The organism is Rhizobium sp. IBUN, assembly GCF_000510625.1.
GTDB classification, from domain to species: domain Bacteria; phylum Pseudomonadota; class Alphaproteobacteria; order Rhizobiales; family Rhizobiaceae; genus Rhizobium; species Rhizobium altiplani.
Window position 1 is genome coordinate 87,132 of sequence record NZ_AZNV01000014.1, and the last position, 26,131, is coordinate 113,262.

Below are 26,131 nucleotides of genomic sequence, written 5' to 3' on the forward strand. Positions count from 1 at the left end.
TATGAGCATCGATCCGAAATCGCCGACAGCCGTCCGCGGTCGTCTCGTAGAGACGCTCCGGCGCGATTTGATCGGACCCGACTTGAATGACATCGACATCGCGGACGAGAAGCTCGATACCAATCCTTCGCGCTGGTACCTCACAGGATTCCTAGTGCCAGCTCCGACAGACGGCGTTGATGAAGTGGACCAGCCGGAGGAGACAGGCGACATGGTCACCGACGGCGAGGAACAGGGCGATCCTGAGACAGGAAACGCCCGCGCCGCTGACGATACCGCGCCCGACGATCCTGCCCCAAGGAGACCGCTGGCACCATCGGCGTGCGGGCTGACGGTTCTGGTAGATGCGCGTGCTGAAACCGTCGACGTCACCGCCACGTGGGGCGACTATGTAACCGAGCCTCCATTGCCGCCTGAGGTGTTCCTCGACGATGCGGCGGCATTCGATCCGAAGCACCGCAATGTTGCATGGCAGCGCATTCCCGGCATGGCTCGCGTGACAATCGCGGTTCCGAGACCCGGGGAACGGATAACCCGTACACTTGAAGGCTCGGCCGGAAAGCAGCGCCCAGGCGGCGGACTCGTCGTTGAAGCCTTTGCACGGCCCTATAGCTTGACCCAGCCAGACGGCACCAAGGCAGACGTCGTGGCGCTGACGGTGATGCTCGTCAACCGCCGCGACCCGACGCGCCGCCGCTTTGCCGACGTGACCTTCGCTTTCCAGGTGAGACTGGAGGTCCGCAGCGAACTGCCTCTATTTCCTCGTACGGACATGACAGGATTCGGTTCCGAAGATCCGGATGCCGCGATAGCCGACCTCCACTATCGCGACGTGGCCGAATTCGCGGTCGGCAACGCCACATCAGCAGGCTGGGTGCCCGACGAGGAAGGCGTGGTGCGCGCCGCACATACGGACTTCCTGCCCTCGGCAGAGGTGGAACGCGTCGAGCCGAACGAGGAGATCGGCGCGACATTTGGCATGGAGGATTTGTCGAAACTTGCTGCTCGCGACCCGGATGCGCTGGTGGCAGCGCTCTCGGGCCTGCCGGGCGAATATGCGTCCTGGATCGATACCGAAGCGAGTAGGATTGGCACTATCGACGGAGAGCCGCGGCGTAGAACTGCTGCGCGACTGCTAGATGCTGCCCGCCGCGCACAGGGACGCATTGAGGCTGGCATCGGGCTCCTGAAGAAGGACAGGTGGGCGCGGCTGGCTTTCCAGGCGATGAACGAGGCCGTCGCCCGTGCGGCACGGCAGCGCACAGCGGGCCGCAACGGCGATCCGGCGGCGCAGAAGCAGCCGACTTGGCGGCCGTTTCAGCTCGCTTTCGTGCTGCTGAACCTGCCCGGCCTGAATGACAAGCTGCACGAGGACAGGGAAATCGTCGACCTGCTGTTCTTTCCGACAGGCGGGGGCAAGACGGAAGCCTATCTCGGCCTCGCCGCTTGGACAATCGCTCATCGCCGCCTGACGGCTGGTGGGAAGCTTGGTGCAGGCGTCTCGGTGCTGATGCGCTACACGCTGCGCCTGCTCACGCTCGATCAGCTTTCGCGCGCAGCGGGCGTCATCTGTGCATTGGAACTGATGCGCGGCGAGCCTGCTTGGATGGAAGGGACGCAGCGTCTCCTTGGTGACTGGCCGATCGAGATTGGCCTTTGGGTCGGGTCCGCCGCATCGCCGAACCGTCTCGGCGGCCAAGGCAATCCCAGTCCGGACACGGCGGTCATCCGCGTCAAGCGCTTTAAGACCTCAGGCCGGGAAGCGCCAGCGCCGATCAAGGCCTGCCCATGGTGCGCGGAGCCCTTCACAGCCGACAGCTTTGCCTGCACGCCTAACGCCATTGCACCGAAGAACATGGAGATTCGCTGTACCAATGTGGACTGCGACTTCACCGGCGGGCGGGCGCTGCCAATTCTGACCGTCGACGAGGCGATCTACCGTCGACTCCCGGCCTTCGTAATCGCCACCGTCGACAAGTTCGCTGGGCTTCCCTGGCTGGGCGAGGCGGGCGCTTTTTTCGGCCATGTCAACCGCACGGACGAATGGGGCTTTTACGGCGCGAACGACAAGGCGGGGGACGGAAGGCCGCTAGGCAACGGGTTCACACTCGACCCGCCGGACTTGATTATCCAGGACGAGCTGCACCTGATCAGCGGGCCTCTCGGTACGGTCGCGGCCCTCTACGAAGTTGCTCTCGATCAGCTTGCTAGTCGAACGATGATGGGCCGACGTGTTCGCCCCAAGATAGTCGCCTCCACCGCGACCGTCCGGCGCGCCACGGCACAGATCAAGGCGCTCTTCGACCGCGAGACCACCGAGATCTTTCCTCCACCGGGTCCAGACCGACGCGACAGCTTCTTCGCAGAGACCGTACCGCCGACCCAACGTCCCGCGCGGCTTTACTTAGGACTCGCCGCTCCGGGAAAGGGCCCAAAGCTCGTCTTCCTGCGCACGCTGACCACGTTGCTCGCCGCCGCCCAGAAGGAGGCTGACGAGGGCAACGACGCCGACCCATATATGACCGCGCTTGGCTATTTCAACGCGCTGCGCGAACTCGGTGGCGCGCGACGCATCGTTGAAGACGAGGTGCGCAGTTATCTCTCAGACTACGGAGACAAGCGGCGGCGCGTCGCCCCACCCGATCAGCCCTTCGCGAGCCGTCGCATGCGCGACGTGCTCGAACTCACCTCACGCGAAAGCACCGACAAGGTGGCCGCGGCGAAGGACTCGCTTGCGGTGGTGGCCGCCGACAAGGCGGGCGTCGATGTAGCGCTCGCCACAAATATGATCTCCGTCGGCCTCGACATAGGTCGCCTAGGGTTGATGTTGATGCAGGGACAGCCCAAATCGGCCTCGGAGTACATTCAGGCATCGAGCCGCGTAGGGAGATTGCCAGACAAGCCAGGACTGGTGGTGACACTCCTCAACGCACAGAAGCCGCGCGATCGCCTACACTTCGAGCGCTTCCGCCAGTTCCATGCAGCGTTCTACCGCGTCGTCGAACCGACCAGCGTGACGCCTTGGGCGGCACGAGCGATCGACCGAGCACTGGCCGCCGTCATCGTGGCCTGTGTTCGGCACCTGCATCCGGAGCTGACCGACGAGCGAAACGCTGTTGAGATGCCCGACCATGTGCTGGTGCCAGAGATTGTCGACGTGATCCTCTCCCGTGCACCCTCGGAGTCAGTTGTCGGAGGACATGCTGCACTCAAGACCATCGTGGAGGAGTTGCTCACCACCTGGCGACGAATCGCCGACGACCGTCGCGGAAACGCCGAGAGACTTTACTACGGCTATCCGGGCACTCAGGCACTACTACACCAGCCGCTCGATCCCCTGCTGGCGGGCCTCGATCCCGACCTTAAAGCCTTTAAGGCGGGTCGTTCGATGCGCGACGTCGAACATGCCTCGATCCTGAAAATCATCGACAATTTCGGTAACACGCTGAGCTGAGGTCCACTATGGCAAAAGACCAAATACGCATGGGGCAAGTGGTCGGGCTTTTTGGGCCAGGTGCGATGATGGATCTGCCCGACCGTTCCGTCCTAGTGATGGGACTCGACCATTGGGAATCCTTCGGTCCCCAGGCATTCCAGCCAATCGAGGAACCGCGGCTCGCGCAGTTGCTGGAGCGCCGGCTTGCGGGTGGCAATGACAAGCGAATTTCCTCAGAAAAGCCGCTTAGTTTCCGCACTCCGCCTATTAATCCCGGAAACCCGCGCCTACCGTCACCGGCCATCAAGGCAAAGGTGTTTCCGGAGTGGTTCGCCTGCGACTCCATCGCCGGCGATGCACCCAACCGACGCCGCATCGTCCGCTTCAGTGAACTGGAGGCACCGAAGCGGCTCGACTGGAAAGGCGACGACGGTAAGAAGCGCCACGCCTCGCCGCTCCGGTTCGTTTGCGGATGCGAGAAGGGGCACTTGCAGGATATCGAGTGGCGGCGGGTCGTGCATGCCGGGCGCTTTGGGGAGGCGCGGGGCGAAGGCGGTGCCTGCCGAAGGGCGATGTGGCTCGAAGATTCCGGTACGAGCGCCGATCCCCGCGACACTCGCATCGTTTGTGAATGCGGCGCGCAGCTTTCGCTGGAGGAGCTTTTTCAACCCGGTCGGCTCGGGCCGTGCAGCGGCAAGAGACCTTGGATTGGTTCTGACGATCCGGACGGTTGCGACATTTCCCTCCGACTCCTCACCCGGAGTGCAACCAACACATACTTTCCTCAGATCGTACGTGTGATCTCGTTGCCCGAAGCGAACGACGCGCTCGACAAGGCGCTCGACGTGGTGTGGTCGAACGTGAGCACCTGCTCGTCCGCAATCGAGGTAGCCATGGCGAAACGGTTCAACGCAGTTGTCGCGGCGAACCTAGGACCATTCTCCGATACCGACGTCTTCGCTCGAATAGAAGCTCGAACCGCGGCCGGAAAGAATTCGGATCAGACCGACCAGATGAATCCTCGGATTGCTGAGTTCCAATTGCTGGCGAGCGGGCGCGCGCTAATCGGCGAGAACCGCCCCGACGCCCGACTCCATGCTGAAACGCTCGATCGAAACCTCTGGGATCCGAAACGTGAACCTATGCTTGCCGGGATCAAGGACCTAGTGGCGGTCCACCGGCTTCGGGAGGTTTCCTGCCTCTATGGTTTCACGCGCTTTGAACCGGCCCCATTGGCTGACGATGGGGTGGAGGATGTTGGTCTCGCTGTGAACGGCGCGCCGCTAGGCGAGGTTCCGGAATGGTTGCCGGCGATTGAGCAATACGGTGAAGGCTTTTTCATACGCTTCGACCCTGTTGCGCTAATGGCGTGGGCATCGCGATCAGCGGTGCGAGAGCGTAGATCCGTCTTGGAAGGCGGTCTCAGAGCCTGGAAGAAATCGCGTCGCGACCGTGGCGCGTCAGACAAGATCGCGTGGGAAGGAGAGCACATCGAGTACACGATGGCGCATAGCCTTTCTCATGCTCTGATCAACGAGGTGGCGATCGACTGCGGCTATCCCGCAAGCTCGTTGAAAGAGCGCCTTTATCTCATTCCTAGTCTACCAGGCCAGCCGAAGGAATGCGGTATCCTCATCTACACCGCGAGCGCCGGTAATCAGGGAACGCTCGGCGGCTTGGTTGAGGTCACGCGCCGCTTCCCAGGCGTCATAACGTCTGCTCTCAACCGTCTTGGGCTATGCTCTGGTGACCCCATCTGTGCTGATCATGAACCAACTAAGGCATCCGAGGACCGAGCGCTTCATGGCGCGGCGTGCCACGGCTGTTTGCTCATCGCTGAAACAAGTTGCGAGCAACGCAATGTGTATCTCGACCGGAGTCTATTGGTGGAAACCATAGCAGGATCTGCGGCTTTCTTCTGTCCCACCGACTGACAGACCTTGATACTCACCAGCGTCCCAATCTTAGAGAATCGCTGAAGTCATTTGTCGACGTGCAATCGTGAAATTTAGAGCTAACTAGGGATTCGAGAGATGGCGAAAAGCCGCGTCGACAACCACCTGAAGGAAGACGCTTCCGAGCTTCTTGTCTCAAAGCTGCTTCCAGAGGAATGGGTTATCCGCAAATTGCATCCGGACTACGGCGTGGATGTAACAATCGAGGTTTTCGAGCGCGAGGGACAGCGGATTCCCACGTTGGGGGAATTTCTCTTTGTTCAACTCAAGTCGACAACGTCGCTTACGCGCGGCGTCGAGCCGATCAGGCGGCGAGGTAATGTCGAAAAAGCGCTCGACGCACAGGACATAGAAGCGGACCATGAACTCGACGTTGTCCGTTTTGCGATTGACACCGACACGGTCGATAATGCCCGTCTCATGGGTCCGTCCACACCACTAATGCTATTCGTCTGCGATCTTTCCGAGAGCGAAGTCTACTACGTCTGCCTTACCGACTACTATGACAAGATCATAGAACCGCGCGGGATCGATCTCAGTGGGCAAGGTACCATCACGGTGCTCATCCCCGCAGCAAACAAGTTGACTGATGCGAGATCGGCGCAAGTCATGCAGTTCTACGCCGCTCGCGCCAAACTCTACGGCATGTTCAACCTCGCGCAGTTTCAGTACCGCGAAGCTCGCTGCATTCTCCAAGAGCTCGCCAGGCATGAGTACGTGGAGAACCTCGCTAGCAATTTCGCTATGATCGAGAGATTTGCACGGCGCTTACGTGCCATGCCTATCTGGGAACGGGACATCCCATGGCAATTAATGCGGGACTATAGAGCCAGGTTGGACTTGATCATCAAAAACATTGAGGCCGATACGCTCGGTCTAATCTTGCGGGGACTCGAAGCGTTTATTAAAGGCGACGACGCTGCCCTTACGCCGCTCAAGCAATTCCATGGACTTTGCACGCTGTCTTGGGAGCAGTTTTCCGCCATTGGCCAAACGTTCGAGGACATCGTTCGAGAATGGTTCCTACCAACGTGGGTTGGACAACTAGGAAGCGGTGAGGAACCTCACTTTCGCGAAATTCAATCTTTGCCATCCAGATGAGACAATTCGAGGAAATGCAAAGGAAGGGCACGAAACAGTGGAGGCGTCACGGGTGTTACGGTGAGTTCGGTCGCGGGTGAACAATTGCGCACGTTAAACCAACGATGTTCCTGGGGAATATACGTCTGAAGACAGGAGGCGCTCGGAGGGGACTCCAGGACCTTGATCAATCTTTGTCATTGAGCGGCCCGAGGCATCGGAAGTTGGAGGGGACTTGAACGGAAATCTATTTTCGCCACGCGATCTGATCGCATCGAATTCCTGGTCATCGGTCCTGCTGACGACCTACTCTCTCAGTCTCTCCTTCCTTGAAGCCATCCCCCTCGCTTCCGTCTATCGCAGCTACCGGAACTTCACGGTGATATCAGACATCGAAGGCTACCGAGCATCCCTTGCGGACGTCGGTGCCGTCGGCGTCGGGCGCGACTACGACGTCGTTCCCGTGAAATGCTCCCCCGGCGTCTTCCATCCGAAGATCGCGCTTCTGGCCGACGAGAAGAACGGCGAGATCAGGGCGACCGTCGGATCGGGGAACCTGACCTTCGGTGGCTGGGGATACAACAACGAGGTGATCGAGCTGCTTAGGCCGGGACGGGATTCGGCCTGCTTCTCTGATCTTGCCTCCATGCTTGAATCCATGATGTCCCATGCGCGTCCCGGAGGGCGGCTGGAGTGCGTCAGTCCACCGGCTCTCTCCCCATTCGTTGAAATGGCGCGCAAGGCGGCAACGGTTCCGGGCGACGGAAGCGCAAGGCTGTTGCACACCATGGACGGCCCGCTCCTCGATCAGATGGCGCAGATGGCCGACGACCTCGGAGGTGCCGAAAGTATCCATGTCGTCTCGCCCTTCTTCTCCGGACATCACGGCATCCGCATGCTGTCGGAAAGCCTGCTGTGCGAACGGATTTCGGTGGCAGTCCCGGCGATAGCACCGTCCGTCTTCGACTTCGCATCGGCGGCGACCGATGGAATGCAGGTCACACCCGTCGCATGCGACGCGTTTGGCGACGACAGATCCCTCCATTCCAAGGTCTTCGACATCGAATGCGCGAGAGGCAGGCTGATTGTCAGCGGAAGCGCTAACGCGACCGTTCCGGCCCTCACAGGTGCGAACGTCGAGGCGGTGGTGGCCAGGATACATGACAGGCAGCCCATCTTCGGATGGGAACAGGTCCAGGTGTTCAAGGTCAGCACGACCAGCGAGAAGGAGCCTGCCGAACGGGGTGGCGCTGCCATGGTGGTCGAATACCTCGGAGGCGCGCTGTCCGGCCGGATATTCGGTACGGACGGTATCGAGGGAACATGGGATGCGCACCTCGCCTCCGGCGCAAGAAAGTCGGCGGCCGGCCCGGTTTCCGTGGCCGCAGACGGTTCGTTCAGCCTCCGCCCATCCGATCAGATCGATCCGCTGTCTTTCGGGTCGTCGGTGCAGGTCATCTTCTCGAGAGGGCCTGATGAAATCAGGGGATGGCTCGTCCTGCGCGGCTTCCTTGCCGAAATGAACCGCCGCGGCCCGCTCGCCCGCTCGATCGGACGGCACGTGGCCGGGTTCGGCACTGTTACCGACCTGAACCTGATCCTGGAGTTCGTGGCAAGGGATCCCGGCGCGCTGATCGAGGCTGCCGGGAGGACGGGCGGCGGGCGGGCGGATCGCGGCGGTGCCGTGACTTCCTTTGTGAAAGGAGCCTTCGGAACGTCCAGCGCCCTCGCGATGGGCGAGACGTGGCGCGGCGGGTCGGCTGCGCGACACGGACAGGACGACCTCATCGACGCGCTCGTCAGAAGCCTTTCGTCGGCCCTGCCCGTCGATGGGGACGAGGCTGGGGACGACGAGGACGAGGATGCCAACGGTGGCAAGGATCTACAGCGTACCTCGCGTGGGGGCGGCGGCGGTTCAGCCGGGCAGCGAATCAGGAAGAACATCGTCGAGCGAGCCTTCAAGCAGTTGTTCGCAAAGGTAGAGGCGGTCAAGGCCGGACCACAGCGGGCTCCCGGCCTCTATCTGCTCTTCGACATGATCGCGAGAATCGTGCCGCGCTCCGAGGAAGGCGACAGGCTGCTCGCTCCGTATCTCGAGAAATGGCTGGCGCTGGCGAAGGGCGCGCGGCCGAAGGACGGAGACCCCGGAGGACTCGACTCCTGCGTGGCGACTGTCGTCTCCAGACTGTTCCTCGGCGACCCGGCCAAGGCGGAGGCGTTGCATCTGTTCCTGCAGTCATGGACGGAGGGCGAGGTCCCCGAGGAGTTCGCGCTGCTACTGACACCGGAACGGGGTGGTCTCAACGAAGAGCTGCTCAGTCGCGGCACGACCACGCAGGAGTGGGCTTGGGCCTGGCAGGCAATCCTGTCGACGAAGACGGCGTGGAGCTCGGTCAGCGAGCTGTGGAGGGCGCTATCCGCGCCGGGCGCTCCCTTCTCGGTGCCAAAAGGGGCAACACCGAAAGAGATCTCGGCTTTCACCCGGTACTCCGCAAGACAGGTGAAGCCGGACAAGATCTACTGGATGAAGCAGCGAGGCAAAATACCTGGATGCCGATGCGGAGAGACCCTTTCCGATGACCAGCGCAAGCGCCTCGACAGGCTGCGGGTAGCCACATGCGAGGGCCTCATGTGCGGACGCGTCGTCGTCGACTTGTCACTGTAGGAGATCTTGACGATGCGCCTTGCCGACATAGACCAGTTGTTCGACGAAACCCCAGGTATGCGGGTCGTGGACGAGCTCAGAACCGACGAAAGCGGCGTGGATCCCGTCGGACTGCGCCAGCTCAATCTCGATCTCATGGACGACGCAATTCCGGGCATCAACAACGTCACTCGGGATTGCCGTCCCTACACGTTCATGGCGTGGGCGGCGTGGAAGGCCACGCAGGTTGCCGCAGCAGCAGGTCTCGATGATCCAGCCGTCATCGCCGATTTGGTCGACCGCTACGAGGCGCTCTATGCTTGGTCGCATCTGATCGCGGGACGACCGTTCAGAGGCGCGGCGGCGCTGAAGCGCACGATCGCCCGGCGGGCCAAGGGCGAACCCTTCCTTTTCGAAGGAGAAGAATGGGAGCAGTACAGGAAGACGCGCACCAGCTTCATGGCGCCGACAGAGTACGGCCCGTCGATCAAGTCCATGCGGTACATGTCGACGGACAGCATGACGATCGCGGAGGAGGTTCTTCCGGCTATTCACGACTTCGACGCGGCAGTTGGCCAGTTGCTCCCCGGCTTCCTCTTCGCGCTCGCTCCACCGTCCGTGACGGACGAGGACGTGACGCCGTTCGCAGCGGGACTCCCCGTCGATCAGCCGTCGGCCGCGGAGATGCAGGTCTTCAGGCAGATGTTCTATGAAATTGGATCACGCGCGGACGCAGGCTCGGCCCGCAGGCGGAAGGCATCCTTGGATCTCGTCCGCGGCCTTCTGCAGCGGAACGGACCATGCGGAGCCGACGACCTCAGAAGACGGTTTGCAACCCGCGAGCTTGCGGACGCGGAGGACGGAGACATCGGTCAGATCGGCATCTCCGCGACGCTGCTCTGCCTTCTGCAGGCGAGGCAGCTACAGAGGCTGGCGACGGAAGCGATGCTGCTATGGCTCGAACGCCTCCTGTCGGAAAAGCAGGTCAGGAACCTGTTCCAGCCGAAGCCATCCGAAGAGATCATCTCGCGGGCACACGAGGCGGCGCAGGCCGGAGACAACGCGTATGCGGCGGCGGCAACGGTCGGGGACTTCCTGCTGGCCGTGGAGATTGAGGGCGAAGCCTTCGGGTGGCCCGCCGCCGCCTCAGAAAAGTCGACCGACGTGGTGTCGCTGCTCTCCGAATTGATCGACGCGCAGCGGAACGACATAACGCGGGTTCCCGCAATCGCCGCGCGGTCATTCGCAATCGTCCGCGCTGTCGCCAACGCGTTTGCTGGCCAGCCGATGGCAGAAGGACTCGCCGACGCGATCGACGGGCGACCCGACCGACTGCCAATGGGCCTCATGTCCCGTCGACTCGAGGCCATCGCCGACCGTCCGCTGGCGTTCATCTGGAGGGAGATCGTGGAGAGCTGGGTGATCGGCCAGCATGTCCACTGGTCGGCTGTGCGGGGCGGCGATGGCAAGAAGAGACTGCGGATCGGCCTCGAGGGAGATGGATGGATGAAGGTTCGGCGAGGATCCAGCGGTGTCTTCGAGCCGACGGGTGACAGGCTGCACACGATGCTCTCGCTCGGTGTCTCATGTGGCTTGTTCGCTCGCGACGGCGGCGGGAAGTATTCCTCCCTGTAATCCTGCAATGCGTGTTCGCGATCGAGAGAAGCGACATGGTAAGTCGATCCTGGGTCCGTCCATGGATCGAATTAGGGCCGTTTTCATCCCCAGATCGGAGATCCTGTAGGTTTTTGATGACTGACAGATCCAATCTGCGTAGTTTTCGTTGAATGAGTTATCCTTCGGCACAGCCCAGTCAATATTCCGTCGTAGTGCTTGCCTACGATGAACTATGCACTTTCGAGTTTGGTTTGGCAGTTGAGGTTTTCGGCCTGCCGCGCCCTGAGATGGGATCAGCTTGGTATCAGTTCGCGGTAGCGGCTATAGACGAAGGTCCACTTCGGGCGATGGGAGGCGTGCGGGTTGAGGCAGATGGCGGAATCGAACTCCTCGCGGATGCCGACACGATAGTGGTGCCAGGGTGGCGCGGTGTAGGCACTCACGTTCCCCTGCGTCTGATTGAAGCACTCCAGGACGCCAGCAGGCGGGGGGCGCGCATTTTATCGATATGCTCGGGCGTGTTCGTACTTGCTGCAGCAGGTTTGCTGACCAATAAGCGGGCGACCACCCACTGGAGATATACGGAACAGCTAAAGTCGATGTATCCGAAGATTAGCGTAGTTGAAGATGTGCTTTACGTTGACGAAGGGAACATTCTTACCTCAGCGGGAAGTGCGGCCGGGCTGGACCTTTGCCTTCATCTGATCAGGCGTGACTTCGGCGCCGCGGCTGCCAATTCAGTCGCACGGAGATTGGTCGTTCCCTCACACCGGGAAGGTGGGCAAGCTCAATTGTTGAACCGACCGGTCCCTCTGTCCCACGAGTCCTCGCGCATTAGCCCACTGCTTGATTACATTCGCGACCATATCGCCACGGCTCATCGAACCGATGATCTCGCCAGGCGAGCTGGGATGAGCAAGCGAACCTTCCTGCGGCGGTTCGAGGATTTTACTGGCGCAACACCTTCGCGGTGGATTCTGGCTGAGCGGCTTGGTCGTGCCCGGGAACTCCTCGAAGCGTCAGAGATGTCGATAGAACGGATCGCGGAGTTGGCGGGATTCGGATCGGCAACCGCACTTCGCCACCATTTCCGGACACGGATTGGTACTACCCCTCTTACATACCGAGAACGCGTCGCTGCTGGTCAGTCCGTATAAGCTGATCATACTGAGAGGCGATTTCCAATTGACCGGCCATCATATAGCGCCTTGGCCCACCCTTAGCGAAGTTGCGCCACCTTCGCTCGATTTTGTCCAGCCGGCTGTGTCTCCAGCAAATCGATCACTACGAGGCCATCTCGAGGTCGTCCCAGCAGTCTTCTGTGGATAACTGACCGATTTTAGTTCTGAGCGCGACCCGGGAGTCCTGTTTTGCCCCGAAACGAATCCTGTCGAATCCTTTAAAGCGTGTCTAAGCGACTGATTCATATGGTCATTTGACAAAGTTCGTTCTTTTGTGGTCGCGTAAACGTGCGTGAGGGCTAAGCGCCATCGGCGAATATGCGCCTTGAAGCGGAAGTGCCATTGATCGTTGCCCAAGGAGGATCTGCGGATGGATGAGCAATGTCAGTTCGAGGAACACTCCGGGATCGTCGCTCGTATATTCCGGTCGAATGACGGTGGCCCGATACGTCGGATATTGAATGGGCGCAGGAGGGGACGTACCGGGACTTTCATCTCTTACAAAGCGGACCTTCGAGCCATGCCGTGGGAGTCGAGGGAAGGAGAGCTTCCCGTGCTTCGCCTTGCGGAGGTCTGTTCCGGTGTCGCTGGTCTTCTAGCCCAACCTCATCGACTGGAGCTCAGCGTTATACAGCAGCGGGAACCGCTCATCTACTTTCCAGACATGGAGCTATGGGTAGACGATGCGCTCTGGGAAGGTCTCCGGCGCGGAGCGTCTTTCTGGAAGTTGGCAGTCAGACCGAGGACGGCAATAACTCCTCGATCCAGGTGTCGCCGAGTAGTGGTCGAAGTAAAGCGAGATAACGACCCGCGACTTGATGACCCCTGGTATCTTACCAAGCTCGACTTGGCTGGCCAGATATACTCGCGTCTTGGGCAATCTTTCCTGATAATTCGTAGTGATGAGATACCAACCGAGTTGAACACTCGTCTGAAGAGAATTGCTGATGCTCGACACACGACGGTCACGCTCCGGGACTTCGACGTTCTGCGTTCGATTTATCGAGGCAGGCAGATGCGACTTACGTATGCCGAGGTCGTCCAGGCTTTGGGGGGCGGTCCCGTAGGCTTTGCAAAAATCGCCGCGTTTCAAGTCCGTCGGGTTCTTTCGATCGATCTCCGGGATGAACTCGGGGATGACAGCCTGATAAATTTTCCAGGATGGTGATGATGACAAAGCTCGCGAGAGTAAAGGAGCTGCCGCGCGTTGGCGCCCGGTATTTCCAACTCGAAGGATCAACTTCGATTCGTCGCGCTTGGTCACCAAGACCACTGTCCAAGCATTTAAGTTAGGCGGTGAGTGATGGCAAAAATCGTCGATGCAGATGAAGGAGACGAATACAGCATTTCAGACCCGGACCTTGCAGGAAACTTCAAGTTCGTGCGGACCAATCGCAATGGGTCGATCGTTCTACGCGATCGCGAAACCGGCGAGGAAACGGTCGTTTCGTATTCGTCATTCACGATCATGCGTGGATTGGGCGTTGCGGTTAGGACGGCGCGCAAAGGCGTTCCAACGCACACCGATGCACTTGGATCGTACTTTCTACTCGATGCCGATGATAAAGAAATCGGCAAGAAGGAACGCCAGAGGCGTCTCGCAGCGGCCAAGAAAATTGTGCGAGCGCGCACCATTCTTTACTTTCTTAAACAGTTCGACGCGGCGTTCGATGTAACGACCTACGGACCAAAACTCGGGCGGTTTCTGGATGAAACCGCCCGGCAGGCATGGGATGAGAACGGGTTCAAATGGAGGATCTCTGAGAGCCAGTTTCGAATCTTTTTGAATGAGTACGGTGAACCCGGGAATCGGACCTTGGGACAGATCCTGGCCACTACAGGAAGGCATAAGGTTAGCCAGTGGCCAGACTGGATGGACGAACTGAAGGCTAGGATGATCGAGCTGTATTGGTCGGCACGCTCGGTCACTTACGACACCGCTCGCAATTTCTACATCACGAAGTTTGAGGAAGAACGTGAGAAGAGAGGACTTACGCTAATAAAGCCACCAGCCCGAGAAACCCTCAATGGGTGGTTGCGCGAGTCGGAAACCCAAGAACGGTGCGCCACGAAATACGGCGGCCGGAATGCCCACAAACGTCATGTCGGCACAGTTGACAGCATCAGAGCTTCAAAGCCTTTGGAGTATGTCGTCCTCGATCAAACGCAGGTCGATCTCTGGCTGCAGGTGATCAATAGCGAAGGCGATGTCATCGGCACGATGAGAGCCTACCTAGTTTATGCGCTCGATGTCTATTCCGGAATGGTTCTCGGCTTCTTCCTGACATTCGAACCGCCCTCAGTCTACAGTTTGATGAAGTGCATAAGGCATGTGTTGCGGCCGAAGACCGAGCTAGAGGAGCGCTTCGGCCTGTACAAGGGTGCGACCGATGGGTGGGGGAAGCCGACTGTCTTCATCTTGGACAATGGCTTGGAGAACATCGGAGTCTCCTTGCAGACCGTCATGGAAGGCGTCGGCATCGACATCGAGTTCGCCGCATTGCGAACGCCAGAACACAAGACAAAGGTCGAACGCATTTTTGGAACTACCAACGGTCTGTGGCACCAATTACCCGGAGGACGTCCGGGTGGTTTAGACAAGCGCAAAATGCCTGATCACGACGTTCGCGAAGATGCCGAATACACTCTTCCGCAGGCAATGCGCAAACTTAGCGAATTCATAGTTTGCTCGTACCATGTCGAAGCCCCGAAGGGCGGCAAAGCGCCTGCAAGGAAGTGGGCCAAAGGGGTAGTTGAGCACGGGAGGGACACGGTTGACGACGTGAACGTCCTCGATCGAATGATTGGCCAATACGGCCGTGCAGTGCTGACCACAAGCGGCATCAAATTCAAGGGTGAGGAGTACCACGAGCAAGCTGTCACTTCGATACTAATACGGGATATGGCGCGGTTCGCGAAGAAGCGCGAGCAGCGCGGGCTCGGTCAGACGATCGTCCTAAGGGTGAACACTTTTCGCGATCCGCTAGATTGTTCCTTCTTGAACGTCCTTAACGAAGGTACGGGACAACTCATGCGGATGAGGCATTGCTACCCCGAGTCGACTAGGGGCCTCTCATTCGACATGTCAAAGCAGCTTCGTCGGTATGCGAAGGAAGAGGAGCTTGCATTCCACTCCGACATAGAGCGGGCAGAAGCGCGCTGGAAGATGTTTGAACACCTCGAAAAGAAGATGGGTGAACAGAAAAAAAGTAGCCGTAAGGATCTTCGCGGTTATCATGCAGAAGCACTCACGCTGCTCCCTGGCGACGAAGTCGTCGAGGTCGCCGTAGATCCCTCCGTCACCGGAATGAACGGATCAAACATCCCTAATACCGCGCCGGTGACTCTGCGTCGAGATCATGGCCTCGCGCCCTTAGGACCTCGGCGCGGCGGCGTTTCCAAAAAATCATCCCGAAACAATGGAAAATCACGCAACCCGGATCGCACATCACTTACCACCGAGGACATTTCAGAATTCACTGACGACTTGCCGCCCTCAAATGGTCAGGAGACGGATCGCTCGTCAATGGTGGTGGACATCGAAGAATTCATGAGGCGGCGCGCTGCAGAGAAGGGGAGACGTTGGTGATGGATCTGATCCGTTCAAAGGGACAAATCGCGGCTCGGTTTATCGCAATGCGCATCAACCACCCGCGCGCGAATCTTGTTTATGAAACATTCGACACCATGCGCGAAGGAAAGCGGCTAACCACCGGCAGGAACGAGATGGTTGCTGGAACCTATTTCGCCAATAGCGGTTATGGAAAATCCACCATCATTAGGATGTATCTCGAGCGGCAGGTCGTAGACGAGTGCTACGAGCGCGGACTGTTCACCAAGGACACTACGCGTGAGCGAGTGTTGGAGAGGCAGAGATTGGTACTCCACGTTAGCCTTCCGTCGAATACGAAAATGAAGGGCCTAATGCAAAAGCTACTTGGTGCTCTGGGAGATCCTCGTCCCGACGCAGGGCCAAATATAGAGGCGCAGATACACAGAGCCGAAAAGTTGATGCGTCAACATAAGGTGGAGTTGCTCATTATCGACGAAGTTGATCATCTGCGTGTTCCGCCTCCGCGGACCACGACGAAGCGTGATGAAGCCACCTCGGTGCATAACCATCTAAAGAACCTGTTGATTGCGGGATATCCAATTATGTTCGTTGGAATTCCCGAAGCACACGACAAGCTTTTCGCCGAGGATCAAATGCTGGAGCGGGATCTATACCCGATTAGCCCAGTTGCGCTTGATTATGCCAACAAAGACGACTTCCAACTGCTCATGGATTTCGCCGCCGACTTAGGAATCAGCTTGAAAGAAAAGGGAATAATGCGTGAATGGAGCGATTTCCTGAGTGGTGACACCTTGCAGTGCTTCTTTCTGGCAGGGAGAGGGCTGCTCGGATCTATGGTGCGGCTTCTTTGGAAGGCGGCCGAAATTGCCTTCGAGGACGGCGCCATGCGCGTCGAACGGACACATCTCGAGAGAGCTACTGATACGTTCGCGATCCGCAAGAAATACATTGATTACAATCCTTTCAGGGAAGGGCCCCGGTCGACAATGCCGCTGAAGAAATACTGATTTAAGGAGGCCGAGAATGCCACTGGAGGTGAGGAAAGGCCCCTCTGAGTACGAGGCGGGCGAACTATCGTACCCCATCAAAGTGATGCCAGGCGAGGGGCTTGCTGACCTTCTGTTTCGAGCTTCTGCCGAGAACGGTTATGTTAGGACCTCGGTGGTACTGGCTTTGGCGGGCTTGGGTGGGCAGAAGCGCACGCACTTGGCACTCGCCGGCAAAGCGATTGACCCAGAGCGGATCGCTTTTATGATCGGGCTCTCAAGTTCGAAGGATATCGAAGCGCTCGCCTACCCAGCGACTAGGAGCGCGAACACACACTTTGAGTTTTTCGGACGCGAAGTGAGGGGAAAATCCTTTTTTCAGTCCTTCCGAAAAATTGCGCCCACTTCGCTGAGACAACAATGCTATCAAAAAGCACTATGGGCCGTCCGCGGCATAACCTTCGATCCTTCTACGCGGGAGCAATTGCTTTTCCAGTGCCCAATCTGCAAGGAATTGCTCAGCTATGCAAAGTCGCATGGTGTCGAGAACTGTTCAGCCTGCTACGCTATTGGTCGCATAGTTGATCTTAGAGATTTCCCGCAGCCTTCTATTGAGGTTGATGATGAGGAAGCCTTGCGGCTTTTTATTACGCTCATCGATCCGGCGATAAACGTTGCTGATTTGGACCTTTCGAAGGTACCCGACGCAATTCGAACCTTCGGCCCCGGCGCTGTTTTTGAACTGATAAGCAACATAGCGCGGTCATTGAGCCGCTATCGGGAGCACGGATCAGCTAGTCGCGACCTCTTGTTACAGTATCGGACGCCATTCCCTGACGATATAGCGAAGGCAACGCGGGCGGTGATGTCTTGGCCCGAGGGTCTTAATCTGCTCCATGAAAGAATGCTTAACGACCAGAGAACCAAGCTCGAAACAACCGGCGAAAAACAAAACGGCCGCGTACATCCGCCCATACGCCAAATCGTGTCTTTGCTTGATAGGGACTTTCAAAGGCTACTACTCTCCAAACTTCATGAAGAGCGGCGGCGCCTGGCCTTCAAATCGCTCGCCTCGATAACAGCGAAGTCCGATTGCGCCAGAACGCAGTTTAAGCTTTCAATTTCCCCACTCTTTCGATCAGGCGGCACTAACGGATTAAGGCGGGCTAATGGCGTTACCGTTTCGAGCCGCAAGGAAGACGCTTTCGTTAAACTGTCGGATGCCAGATACGTGATGCTTTCAAGCTCGGAGACAACTCGGTCATTCGCAAAGCATTCTGGTATTCCGGTCCCTTTTCTCGTCGATCTCTTTGCGGGGAACTTTATTGAGGTTTTAGATCATGCGATCGATCCTTACCTTGGGCGTAGCCACCGACCACCTGACATGCCTTTCGAGAAACGCATTCTATTATGTGCGTCGCATCGAGAAATGCCCTCGCTGACGCTGCCATTGGGCGCTGCTCTGAGTGCTTTATCTGGTCGAAGGATCAACCCCTTCGTGATGACCTTAGACGCCATGTTGCAGGGCTCTTTGGAGTTTTGGCACGGTCAAGAAAAGGGCCCACTCATGACACGCTTGCGCGTTCGAGATTTTGATATGCTACGTTCAATACTCGAAGTCGCCGAGGTCGCAGGACATATAGATGACCTCCCTGTAGAAAATCGCACTGCCTGTGCGGTTATGGGCTTGGGCTACAGTGCCTTGGTGAGGTTGCACAATACACATCTACTTCAGCGGCATCTCAGCATGAAGAATTTGTGGTTATTCCATGAGATGTTCATTATGGCGCCCGAAATTACGCGTCGCGCTGCGATGAACGGCCACGTCTTAAAACACCATAAAAAGTTCGCCGGAGAATTGAAGGTCTACCAAGTTGTTGGGCGGGGTACGGCAATGATCTATGAACGGCAAGTCGTTGAAGAGCATTTCGGAAAACGCTTGGCTTGCCGGGCTTAGATAATCCCGGGCGCTGGTAGAATCAAGTTAACCCTAGGCGATAGAATCGATTCTTTATTCCTCGATCAAGCAAATCAACTGTGTAGTAGAACGGTTTTCGGCCGGTCCCGATATATGACGGGCTCTGCACCTTCGAATTCGGCATCGCTTACGAGGTTTTCGGCCTGCCGCGTCCGGAAATGGGCGAGGGCTGGTATCGCTATTCGGTCTGCGGGGTCGAGCCTGGGCCGCTTCGCGCTGCTGGCGGCTTGACCGTCTCCGTCGATCATGGACTGGACATGCTGGAGAAGGCGGATCTGATCGTCGTGCCCGGTTGGCGCTCGATCGATGCGGAGGTTCCGGGTGTCCTGATCGATGCGCTGTGCGCGGCCCACCAGCGCGGTGCGCGGATCATGTCTCTCTGCTCGGGTGTCGCGGTGCTTGCCGCGACAGGGCTTCTTCGCCATCGCCGCGCCACCACGCATTGGCGATATGTCGCCTCGATCTCGAAACGCTATCCCGACATCAACTTCGATGCTGATGTGCTTTACATGGATGAGGGCCCCATCCTGACGGCAGCCGGGAGTGCTGCCGGTATTGATCTCTGCCTGCATGTGGTCCGTGGTGACTTCGGCGCCGAGGCCGCCAACAGTGTTGCGCGTCGCCTGGTTTTGCCGCCGCATCGCGAGGGCGGGCAGGCGCAGTTCATCCAGGCGCCGGTGCCGCTGGAGCGTGAAGGCATCCGGCTAAGCCCGCTCATGGACTGGATGCGGCAGCGGCTGGACGAGGAGCAGCCGATCAGCCTGCTTGCCGCGAAAGCTGGGATGAGCCACCGGACCTTTCAGCGCCGGTTCGAAAGCACGACCGGGCTCAGCGTCGGCGAATGGCTGCTCAAGGAGAGGCTTCGCCATGCACGCGAATTGCTGGAAAAGGAGATCAGCGGGTCTCTCGACGATATCGCGGTCGCCAGCGGCTTTGGAACGCTGGCGACGATGCGGCACCATTTTCGCAAACGGTTGGGCACGAGCCCTAGGGCATACCGGAAGACTTTTGCGGGGTAAAAGAGGTAGGTCGGGTGCCTCACCCGCCACCCTCATTCCTGTGCTTGTCACAGGAATCCAGCAGCCTTGCGTCGGCACGGCAGAAGACTCGTAGGCTGTGCAGAAAAGATGAAATATCCTCCCGTTCGGGGTTCGTCGCTTCGATCAGGTTGAGTTTCCACTGCCCCGCGGCCATTTTTAATGGTCTTCTCCCGCGTGATCGCCGTCGTCAGCAGATCATGCTCCTCGAACCACACCAGCATCTTCACGCCATATCGAGACGTGAAACCTCCTGGTAGCTCGCTCTGATGCCCGAAAAGCTGGGCTGAGAGATCGCGGGTCACGCCGGTATAAAGCGTGCCGTTTCGCGGGGATGCGAGAATATCGACGCAACCCTTCATGGTTGAAGGATGGCGAAAATGCCCGCATTGAGCAAGAGTCATTCACGGCGCCGACGCGCCGTGGCTGGATCCCTGTGACGAGCACAGGAATGAGGGAGGGGGTGCCGCACGGAGTTTTGCGGCACCCTTGATCTTACTCCGCTGCCTGGCGAGCCATCGGGTTGTTCGGGTGCGTCGTCCAGTTTGCATAATTCGGATCGACGATCTTTCCGGTGCGCTTGTCGAGGTCGCCGACGGGGAGCTGCTCCATGGTGATGCAGTTCTCGACAGGGCAGACGTTGACGCAAAGATTGCAGCCGACGCATTCCTCTTCCATCACCTCGAAATGCCTGACGCCGTTGACGAACTGGGTGATCGCCTGGTGCGAGGTGTCCTCACAGGCGATGTGACAGCGACCGCACTTGATGCAGGCATCCTGATCGATCTTCGCCTTGGCGATGTAGTTCAGGTTGAGATACTGCCAGTCGGAAACATTCGGCACTGCGCGGCCGGTGATGTCGTCGAGGTTGCGGTGACCCTTGGCGTCCATCCAGTCGGAAAGCCCCGTGATCATCTCCTGGACGATCTTGAAGCCGTAGGTCATCGCCGCCGTGCAGACTTGCACGTTGCCGGCGCCGAGCGCCAGGAACTCAGCCGCATCGCGCCAGGTGGTGATGCCGCCGATACCTGATATCGGCAGGCCGTAGGTCTCCGGATCGCGGGCGATCTCGGCGACCATGTTGAGGGCGATCGGCTTCACCGCCGGGCCGCAATAGCCGCCGTGGCTGCCGCGCCCGTCGATCGACGGTTCCGGCGAGAAGGTGTCGAGATTGACCGAGGTGATCGAATTGATCGTGTTGATCAGCGACACGGCATCGGTGCCGCCGGCCTTGGCAGCACGGGCTGGCTTGCGGATATCGGTGATATTTGGTGTCAGCTTCGTGATGACGGGCATGCGCGTGTACTGCTTGCACCAGCGCACGACCATTTCGATATACTCAGGCACCTGTCCGACCGCGGAGCCCATACCGCGTTCCGACATGCCGTGCGGACAGCCGAAGTTGAGTTCGATGCCGTCGGCACCGGTCTCCTCGACCAGCGGCAGGATTGCCTTCCAGGCATTCTCCTCGCAGGGAACCATGATCGAAGCGATCAAGGCCCGGTCCGGCCAGTTCATCTTCACCTGCTTCATTTCGCGCAGGTTGGTGTAGAGGTCGCGGTCTGTGATGAGCTCGATGTTGTTCAAGCCGAGCAGGCGGCGGTCGGCGCCCCAGATCGCGCCGTAGCGCGGGCCGTTGACGTTCACGACCGGGGGGCCTTCCTCACCAAGCGTCTTCCAGACGACGCCGCCCCATCCGGCCTTGAAGGCACGTTCGACGTTGTAGGCCTTGTCGGTCGGCGGTGCCGAGGCCAGCCAGAACGGGTTGGGCGACTTGATGCCGACGAAATTATTGCGGAGATCAGCCATTGTTCATTCTCCCCTTCACGCGACGGCAACGGCCGGCTGCGCACCGGCAGCAAGCATGCGGTTGATGGATTCAGCGGCATCGCGGCCCTGCGCGACCGCCGAGACGGTTAGGTCGTCACCGCCGAAGACGCAGTCGCCGCCGGCCCAGACGCCGTCGAGCGAGGTCTTGCCATCAGTATCGACGGCGATGCGGCCGGATTCCAAGCGCAGCGCGCCGAGGCTGGAGGTGTCGAGAGTCTGACCGATCGCCTTGAAGATCTGATCAGCGGCGATGACGCCAGTCTCGCCCGTCGTCGACAAGCGACCGTCGACCAGCTTGGTGTATTCCACCTCGATCGCGGCGACTTTGCCGTCCTGCGCGAGAATGGATTTCGGCGCCAGCCAGTGACGAATGATGACGCCCCTGGAGGTCGCGAGATCCTGCTCGAATTCCGAGGCGTTCATATGCTCCTTGCCGCGGCGATAGCAGATCGTCACTTCCTCGGCGCCGAGCAGCTTGGCTTGCACGGCCGCGTCGATCGCCGTCATACCGCCGCCGAGAACGACGACGCGGCGACCGATCGCAATGTCGCCCTTGTCAGCAGCCTGCCGAAGGCCGGCGATGAAGTCCACGGCATCATCGACGCCCGGCAGGTTTTCGCCTTCGACCCGCAGCGCGTTGACGCCTGAAAGGCCGATGCCGAGGAAGACCGCATCATATTGCGACTGCAGATCGGCGAGGGAGAAATTGCGGCCGAGCTGCTGGTTGTGGCGAACTTCAATGCCGCCGATGGCCAGGACGTAGTCCACTTCCCTTTGCGCGAAGTCGTCAACGGCCTTGTAGGTGGCGATGCCGTATTCGTTGAGGCCGCCAGACTTCGGCTTTGCGTCATAGATGACGACATCATGGCCCTTGACCGCAAGGCGATGGGCCGCGGCGAGGCCAGCCGGGCCGGCGCCCACGACGGCGATCTTCCTTCCGGTCGAGGCGGCGCGGCTGTAGAACTGCTTGTCCGCCTCCATGGCCGTATCGGTCGCATATCGCTGCAGGCGACCGATTTCGACAGGGCGTTCCTCTGCCGTGTTGCGCACGCAGGCTTGCTCGCACAGATCTTCGGTGGGACAGACGCGGGCGCACATGCCGCCCAGAATATTCTGGTCAAAGATCGTCTTCGCCGATCCGATCGGATTTCCGGTGGCGATCTGCCGGATGAAGAGCGGGATGTCGATGGAGGTGGGACAGGCCGTCATGCACGGCGCGTCGTAGCAGAAATAACAGCGGTCGGCTGCGACCAGCGCCTCGTGTTTGTCGAGGCGCGGATGAAGATCGGAGAAGTTCGAATCGTATTCGGCGGGCGAAAGCCGGCCAGCACGAATCCCAGTTCCCAGTCGTTCCATTGAAGTTCCCTCATTATTGGTAAACGGCCAGTAAGAGGAAGCGTAACTCAGCTTCAAAAATTTATCAAACGGTAAAATTTTTGCCTGATATCGCCGTTATCACATTGTTTTAATGGAATTAATTTCTGCGCGGCGGATGGCCGTGCACCGGTGACTTCGGCCTGAAAATAAAAAAGTAAAAAAATCGACTTTTTCTCACTGGTTCCCGGAACCATTCGGATACTTGGCCGTTACTGCGATATCCGAACGATGACCGCATCGACCCAACATGCGCGCCCCCAACCCATCGTTCGGACGTACTCACGGTCCCCTCCCGGTGAGTGAAAGAACAGCCGGTGCGCCGCCCTCGCACTGGCTGTTCTTCGTTTAGCGTGTAGCTGCCTTTTGAGAGGGGTGCCGGAGGATCTCGAACTCGGCGTCGGGGATAACCAGATGATATTCGATCCGTCCCGGCACCAGCGTCAGTTCGGCCTTGCCGTTGACCGACGAGGGAACGACGCGCTCAAGCACAGTCTTGCCAAAGCTGTTTTCACTGAATTCGTGAACCTCTGTCGGATCGCATAGCGTCTCCGCCCATGAAACCTCGATTGCCTTTCGCCCGGCAGCGGCCACTTCATGACAGCTCAGAGTGACCGCAGGCGTGCTGCCGGCAATCGCTCCGTAGGAGGCCGAGTTGACGATCAATTCATGCAGCGCGAGCCCGACGTGCACGGCGGCATTGGGTGTCAAGTGGACGTTTATCCCGGAGATCGGCAGCGGTCCCGCCGTCTCGGGCCAGTAGGGCGCGAATTGCTTTTCAGCGAGTTCGAACAGGAACGCACCGCGCCAGCTGGAATCGGTAATCAGGTCTTGTGAATTCGACAGGGATTGCAGTCGCCCGCGGAATTTCACCAGGAAGCTATTCAGCGATATGGTGTTGCGGGCCGTTTGTGTGGCGATTCCTTGAATAATGGCCAGAAGGTTCTTCGAGCGATGCGAGAGCTCGCGAAGAAGGGACTTCAGCACCTTTTCGCGATGCCGGGCCTCCGTCACCTCGGCGACCACGGAAAGGATGCCCATGGCGTGATCGGTACCGACGCGCTGGATCTTCAATTCGTAGGTGCGCATTTCTCCGTCGATCGAAATGTCGATCTCGGTTGTCGTCGGCTTTCCGGTTTCGAATACCTGCTGCTTCAGCTTCTCCAACTCGCGTCCATGCGCTTCGCCGAAGAGATCGACGTCAGTACCGCCCGGTATTGCAAGCGGCTGAAAATGCGGAGGAAGGTTGTCGGCATAGATGATCGATAGCCTAGGGTCCTGGTAGATCACGGAGATTCCGGCGCTCGCCAGTGCGCTCTCCAGCAACACCGCTCTGCCTTCCAGCGCGAAGGGCACTCCGGGCACTGGTCCGTTCCTGTTCACCTAGTCGCCTTTCCCATTTTTGATCTTTCCTCACGGGGAGGAAGGTGCCCATTCGGGAAGCTCATCCTAGAAGAAAGCACAAAAAAAAACCTTAAGGTCGGAATTGCGTTCCAGATTGACCGAAACGCATTTCCGCTCCCTTTGTTCCTAGGCGACCGCCATTTCCCTTAGGCAGCGGCCTTGGTGGATTCGTTGAAGAAAAGTGCCTGACTGATCAGTGCCTTGACCATGTCCGGATTGAACGGCTTCGTGACCAGGAATGTCGGCTCGGGCCGTTCGCCGGTCAGCAGCCTTTCGGGGAAGGCGGTGATGAAGATTACCGGCACGCTTGCGGTCTTGAGAATGTCGTTGACGGCATCGATGCCGGAGCTTCCATCCGCAAGCTGGATATCCGCAAGAACCATGCCTGGCCGGGTCCTGTTATAAAGTGCAACCGCTTCGGCGTGGGTACGGGCAATGCCGGTGACGCGATGGCCGAGGCTCTCCACCATCTGTTCGATGTCCATCGCGATCAGCGGTTCGTCTTCGATGATCATGACATCAGTGGCGACCTGGCGGGAGATCTCGCGTGATGCGTTGTCGAGCAGGCTGACGACTTCGTCCTCTTCCACGCCCAGTATCTCGGAAATTTCTCCCACCCGAAAGTTCTCGACGGAGGCGAGTATGAAAGCCTGGCGGGCACGCGGCGAAACCTTGGCAAGGTTCAGCGTTGCGCGCTGTTCCCATACGTAGGGCGAGGCAGGTTCCGGAATCTGGACGGTGACGGAACCAAAAAGCGTAGTGAAAAGTTTGTACAATGCGACGCGGTCATCCGCGGTATCCGGGAAAATGGATATGTCGGTAATGATCGCCTCGAGTACGGCGGCTACATATGCGTCGCCTGAAGTCTGCGTTCCAGTAAGCGCGCGGGAATAGCGACGCAGGTAAGGAAGATGCGGCGCAATTCGAGTCGAAAGTGTCATGTAAAGCTCCCAGTATAGGCCGGTGAACGGCCCCAATGGCGATTAAAACGCGACGGATTGTAAAAATGTTCCTCGCATGTAGGAACTTTTTTTTCTCAACGGCATTATCGTGGCTACCAACAGAGGGCTTATCGCATTTGTTTCATGGCACGCGACGGGATGTTCGCCAATCGGCCGGGACAAGCGGCTGTTTTATTGAGGCGAACTTAATCAAGGCGACGTGGCAGAGCACGTGGATAACAAAAGCAAAGTGACGATTGATGACGACACGGAAGAATGAAAAGGATCGGCAGCGGCTGGAAATGCGCGCAAGCGATATCCTTGACCCCAACAGCCAGATCGGCGTGAAGTTACGATCGCTTTATGCTGCCGTGCAGGAAGAGGCGATTCCCGACCGCTTTCTCGATCTGCTCGAGAAGCTTGACCAGGCTGAGCTCGTCGCGTCGGCAAAAGCTGTGAAGTAAGGTGGCTCCATGGAAAAGCAGCAACCAAGCTTCAAGCGCGAGCTCCTCGCGTCGCTCCCTAGCCTCCGCGCCTTCGCCATCTCGCTGATTGGCCGGCACGACCGGGCGGATGATCTTGTCCAGGACACCATCATGAAAGCCTGGGCAAAGCAGGATCATTTCGAGATGGGCACGAACATGAAAGCCTGGCTCTTCACGATTCTGCGCAACGAACTCTACAGCCAGATGCGCAAGAGCGGGCGCGAGATTCAGGACAGCGATGGCCTGTTCACCGAGTCCATGGCTATGCACCCGGCCCAATATGGGGCGCTCGATCTTCAGGACTTCAAGAAGGCGCTCGATCAGCTGCCGCCGGACCAGCGTGAAGCGATCATCCTGGTCGGCGCTTCCGGTTTTTCCTACGAGGAAGCGGCGGAAATCTGCGGATGTGCAGTCGGAACGATCAAGAGCCGCGTCAATCGCGCTCGGCAGCGTCTCCAGGAACTGCTTCAGATATCCGGTGAAGCCGATTTTGGTCCGGATGCGACATCCTCGCCGCTGACGTCCAAGGCCTTCGCCTTCTGATATAGTAGTCTCGTTCGATCCATAGGAGAGGCCGGCTGCCCAACAGGGCGCCGGCCTTTCCTTGAG

General features: G+C 58.8%; 17 protein-coding genes and 1 pseudogene. 12 read left to right on the forward strand and 6 right to left on the reverse strand.

Annotated features, from left to right (window positions below; translation table 11 throughout):
• Position 1 precedes the first annotated feature (1 nt).
• The 6 genes from drmA (at position 2) to ftrA (RHIBUN_RS0115030) (ending at position 11,889) form a co-directional block, all read left to right on the forward strand.
• Positions 2 to 3,454: a DISARM system helicase DrmA gene (gene drmA, locus RHIBUN_RS0115005; RefSeq protein WP_025660146.1), complete on the forward strand. Its 3,453-nt coding sequence runs from the start codon at positions 2 to 4 to the stop codon at positions 3,452 to 3,454.
• Between the two features lie 8 nt (positions 3,455 to 3,462).
• Positions 3,463 to 5,370 (forward strand): DUF1998 domain-containing protein, encoded by a 1,908-nt coding sequence (locus RHIBUN_RS0115010; protein ID WP_025660147.1) that lies wholly within the window; start codon positions 3,463 to 3,465, stop codon positions 5,368 to 5,370.
• Between the two features lie 99 nt (positions 5,371 to 5,469).
• On the forward strand, positions 5,470 to 6,492 hold the full coding sequence (locus RHIBUN_RS0115015) for a DUF4365 domain-containing protein (RefSeq protein WP_025660148.1): 1,023 nt from the start codon (positions 5,470 to 5,472) through the stop codon (positions 6,490 to 6,492).
• A 214-nt stretch (positions 6,493 to 6,706) separates the two neighbouring features.
• Positions 6,707 to 9,136, forward strand: a complete 2,430-nt coding sequence (locus tag RHIBUN_RS0115020; RefSeq protein ID WP_025660149.1) for a hypothetical protein — start codon at positions 6,707 to 6,709, stop codon at positions 9,134 to 9,136.
• A gap of 12 nt (positions 9,137 to 9,148) precedes the next feature.
• Positions 9,149 to 10,750 carry a hypothetical protein gene (locus tag RHIBUN_RS0115025; RefSeq protein WP_025660150.1) on the forward strand — a complete coding sequence of 534 codons (1,602 nt, stop codon included), beginning with the start codon at positions 9,149 to 9,151 and terminating at the stop codon, positions 10,748 to 10,750.
• Positions 10,751 to 10,902: 152 nt separating this feature from the next.
• Positions 10,903 to 11,889: a transcriptional regulator FtrA gene (gene ftrA, locus RHIBUN_RS0115030; protein WP_025660151.1), complete on the forward strand. Its 987-nt coding sequence runs from the start codon at positions 10,903 to 10,905 to the stop codon at positions 11,887 to 11,889.
• A gap of 694 nt (positions 11,890 to 12,583) precedes the next feature.
• On the opposite strand, the gene RHIBUN_RS36415 is transcribed toward ftrA (RHIBUN_RS0115030), so the two are convergent.
• Entirely contained in the window at positions 12,584 to 13,177 is a 594-nt protein-coding gene (locus RHIBUN_RS36415) for a hypothetical protein (protein ID WP_156932710.1), read from the reverse strand.
• Between the two features lie 39 nt (positions 13,178 to 13,216).
• Here RHIBUN_RS36415 and RHIBUN_RS0115040 point away from each other — a divergent pair, with 39 nt between their 5' ends.
• The 4 genes from RHIBUN_RS0115040 to ftrA (RHIBUN_RS0115055) all read left to right on the forward strand — a co-directional run bounded on the left by RHIBUN_RS0115040 (position 13,217) and on the right by ftrA (RHIBUN_RS0115055) (position 19,470).
• Positions 13,217 to 15,502 carry a DDE-type integrase/transposase/recombinase gene (locus RHIBUN_RS0115040; RefSeq protein WP_025660153.1) on the forward strand — a complete coding sequence of 762 codons (2,286 nt, stop codon included), beginning with the start codon at positions 13,217 to 13,219 and terminating at the stop codon, positions 15,500 to 15,502.
• The gene (locus RHIBUN_RS0115045; RefSeq protein ID WP_025660154.1) at positions 15,502 to 16,494 is read left to right on the forward strand and encodes an ATP-binding protein; all 993 of its coding nucleotides are present in this window, start codon (positions 15,502 to 15,504) and stop codon (positions 16,492 to 16,494) included. Before RHIBUN_RS0115040 ends, RHIBUN_RS0115045 begins: the two co-directional genes overlap by 1 nt.
• Positions 16,495 to 16,510: 16 nt before the next feature.
• A complete protein-coding gene (locus RHIBUN_RS0115050) occupies positions 16,511 to 18,430 on the forward strand; it encodes a hypothetical protein (RefSeq protein WP_025660155.1) in 1,920 nt (639 codons plus the stop codon).
• A 110-nt stretch (positions 18,431 to 18,540) separates the two neighbouring features.
• Positions 18,541 to 19,470 (forward strand): transcriptional regulator FtrA, encoded by a 930-nt coding sequence (gene ftrA / locus RHIBUN_RS0115055; RefSeq protein ID WP_037216274.1) that lies wholly within the window; start codon positions 18,541 to 18,543, stop codon positions 19,468 to 19,470.
• A 91-nt stretch (positions 19,471 to 19,561) separates the two neighbouring features.
• Here ftrA (RHIBUN_RS0115055) and RHIBUN_RS35360 read toward each other — a convergent pair.
• From RHIBUN_RS35360 to RHIBUN_RS0115080, 5 genes and pseudogenes are all read right to left on the reverse strand, one after another.
• Positions 19,562 to 19,850: pseudogene (locus tag RHIBUN_RS35360) on the reverse strand (GIY-YIG nuclease family protein); the annotation flags it as partial.
• A gap of 133 nt (positions 19,851 to 19,983) precedes the next feature.
• Positions 19,984 to 21,297 carry an NAD-dependent dihydropyrimidine dehydrogenase subunit PreA gene (gene preA / locus RHIBUN_RS0115065; RefSeq protein WP_018116930.1) on the reverse strand — a complete coding sequence of 438 codons (1,314 nt, stop codon included), beginning with the start codon at positions 21,295 to 21,297 and terminating at the stop codon, positions 19,984 to 19,986.
• Between the two features lie 15 nt (positions 21,298 to 21,312).
• Positions 21,313 to 22,674, reverse strand: a complete 1,362-nt coding sequence (locus RHIBUN_RS0115070; protein ID WP_025660157.1) for an NAD(P)-dependent oxidoreductase — start codon at positions 22,672 to 22,674, stop codon at positions 21,313 to 21,315.
• A gap of 366 nt (positions 22,675 to 23,040) precedes the next feature.
• The gene (locus RHIBUN_RS0115075) at positions 23,041 to 24,075 is read right to left on the reverse strand and encodes a sensor histidine kinase (RefSeq protein ID WP_348625983.1); all 1,035 of its coding nucleotides are present in this window, start codon (positions 24,073 to 24,075) and stop codon (positions 23,041 to 23,043) included.
• 167 nt (positions 24,076 to 24,242) lie between these two features.
• Positions 24,243 to 25,037, reverse strand: a complete 795-nt coding sequence (locus RHIBUN_RS0115080; protein WP_018116933.1) for a response regulator — start codon at positions 25,035 to 25,037, stop codon at positions 24,243 to 24,245.
• A 302-nt stretch (positions 25,038 to 25,339) separates the two neighbouring features.
• Here RHIBUN_RS0115080 and RHIBUN_RS0115085 point away from each other — a divergent pair, with 302 nt between their 5' ends.
• Both RHIBUN_RS0115085 and RHIBUN_RS0115090 read left to right on the forward strand, forming a co-directional pair.
• The gene (locus tag RHIBUN_RS0115085; RefSeq protein ID WP_245267976.1) at positions 25,340 to 25,501 is read left to right on the forward strand and encodes a NepR family anti-sigma factor; all 162 of its coding nucleotides are present in this window, start codon (positions 25,340 to 25,342) and stop codon (positions 25,499 to 25,501) included.
• A 9-nt stretch (positions 25,502 to 25,510) separates the two neighbouring features.
• Positions 25,511 to 26,065 carry an RNA polymerase sigma factor gene (locus tag RHIBUN_RS0115090; RefSeq protein WP_007533712.1) on the forward strand — a complete coding sequence of 185 codons (555 nt, stop codon included), beginning with the start codon at positions 25,511 to 25,513 and terminating at the stop codon, positions 26,063 to 26,065.
• The last annotated feature ends 66 nt before the right edge of the window (positions 26,066 to 26,131 follow it).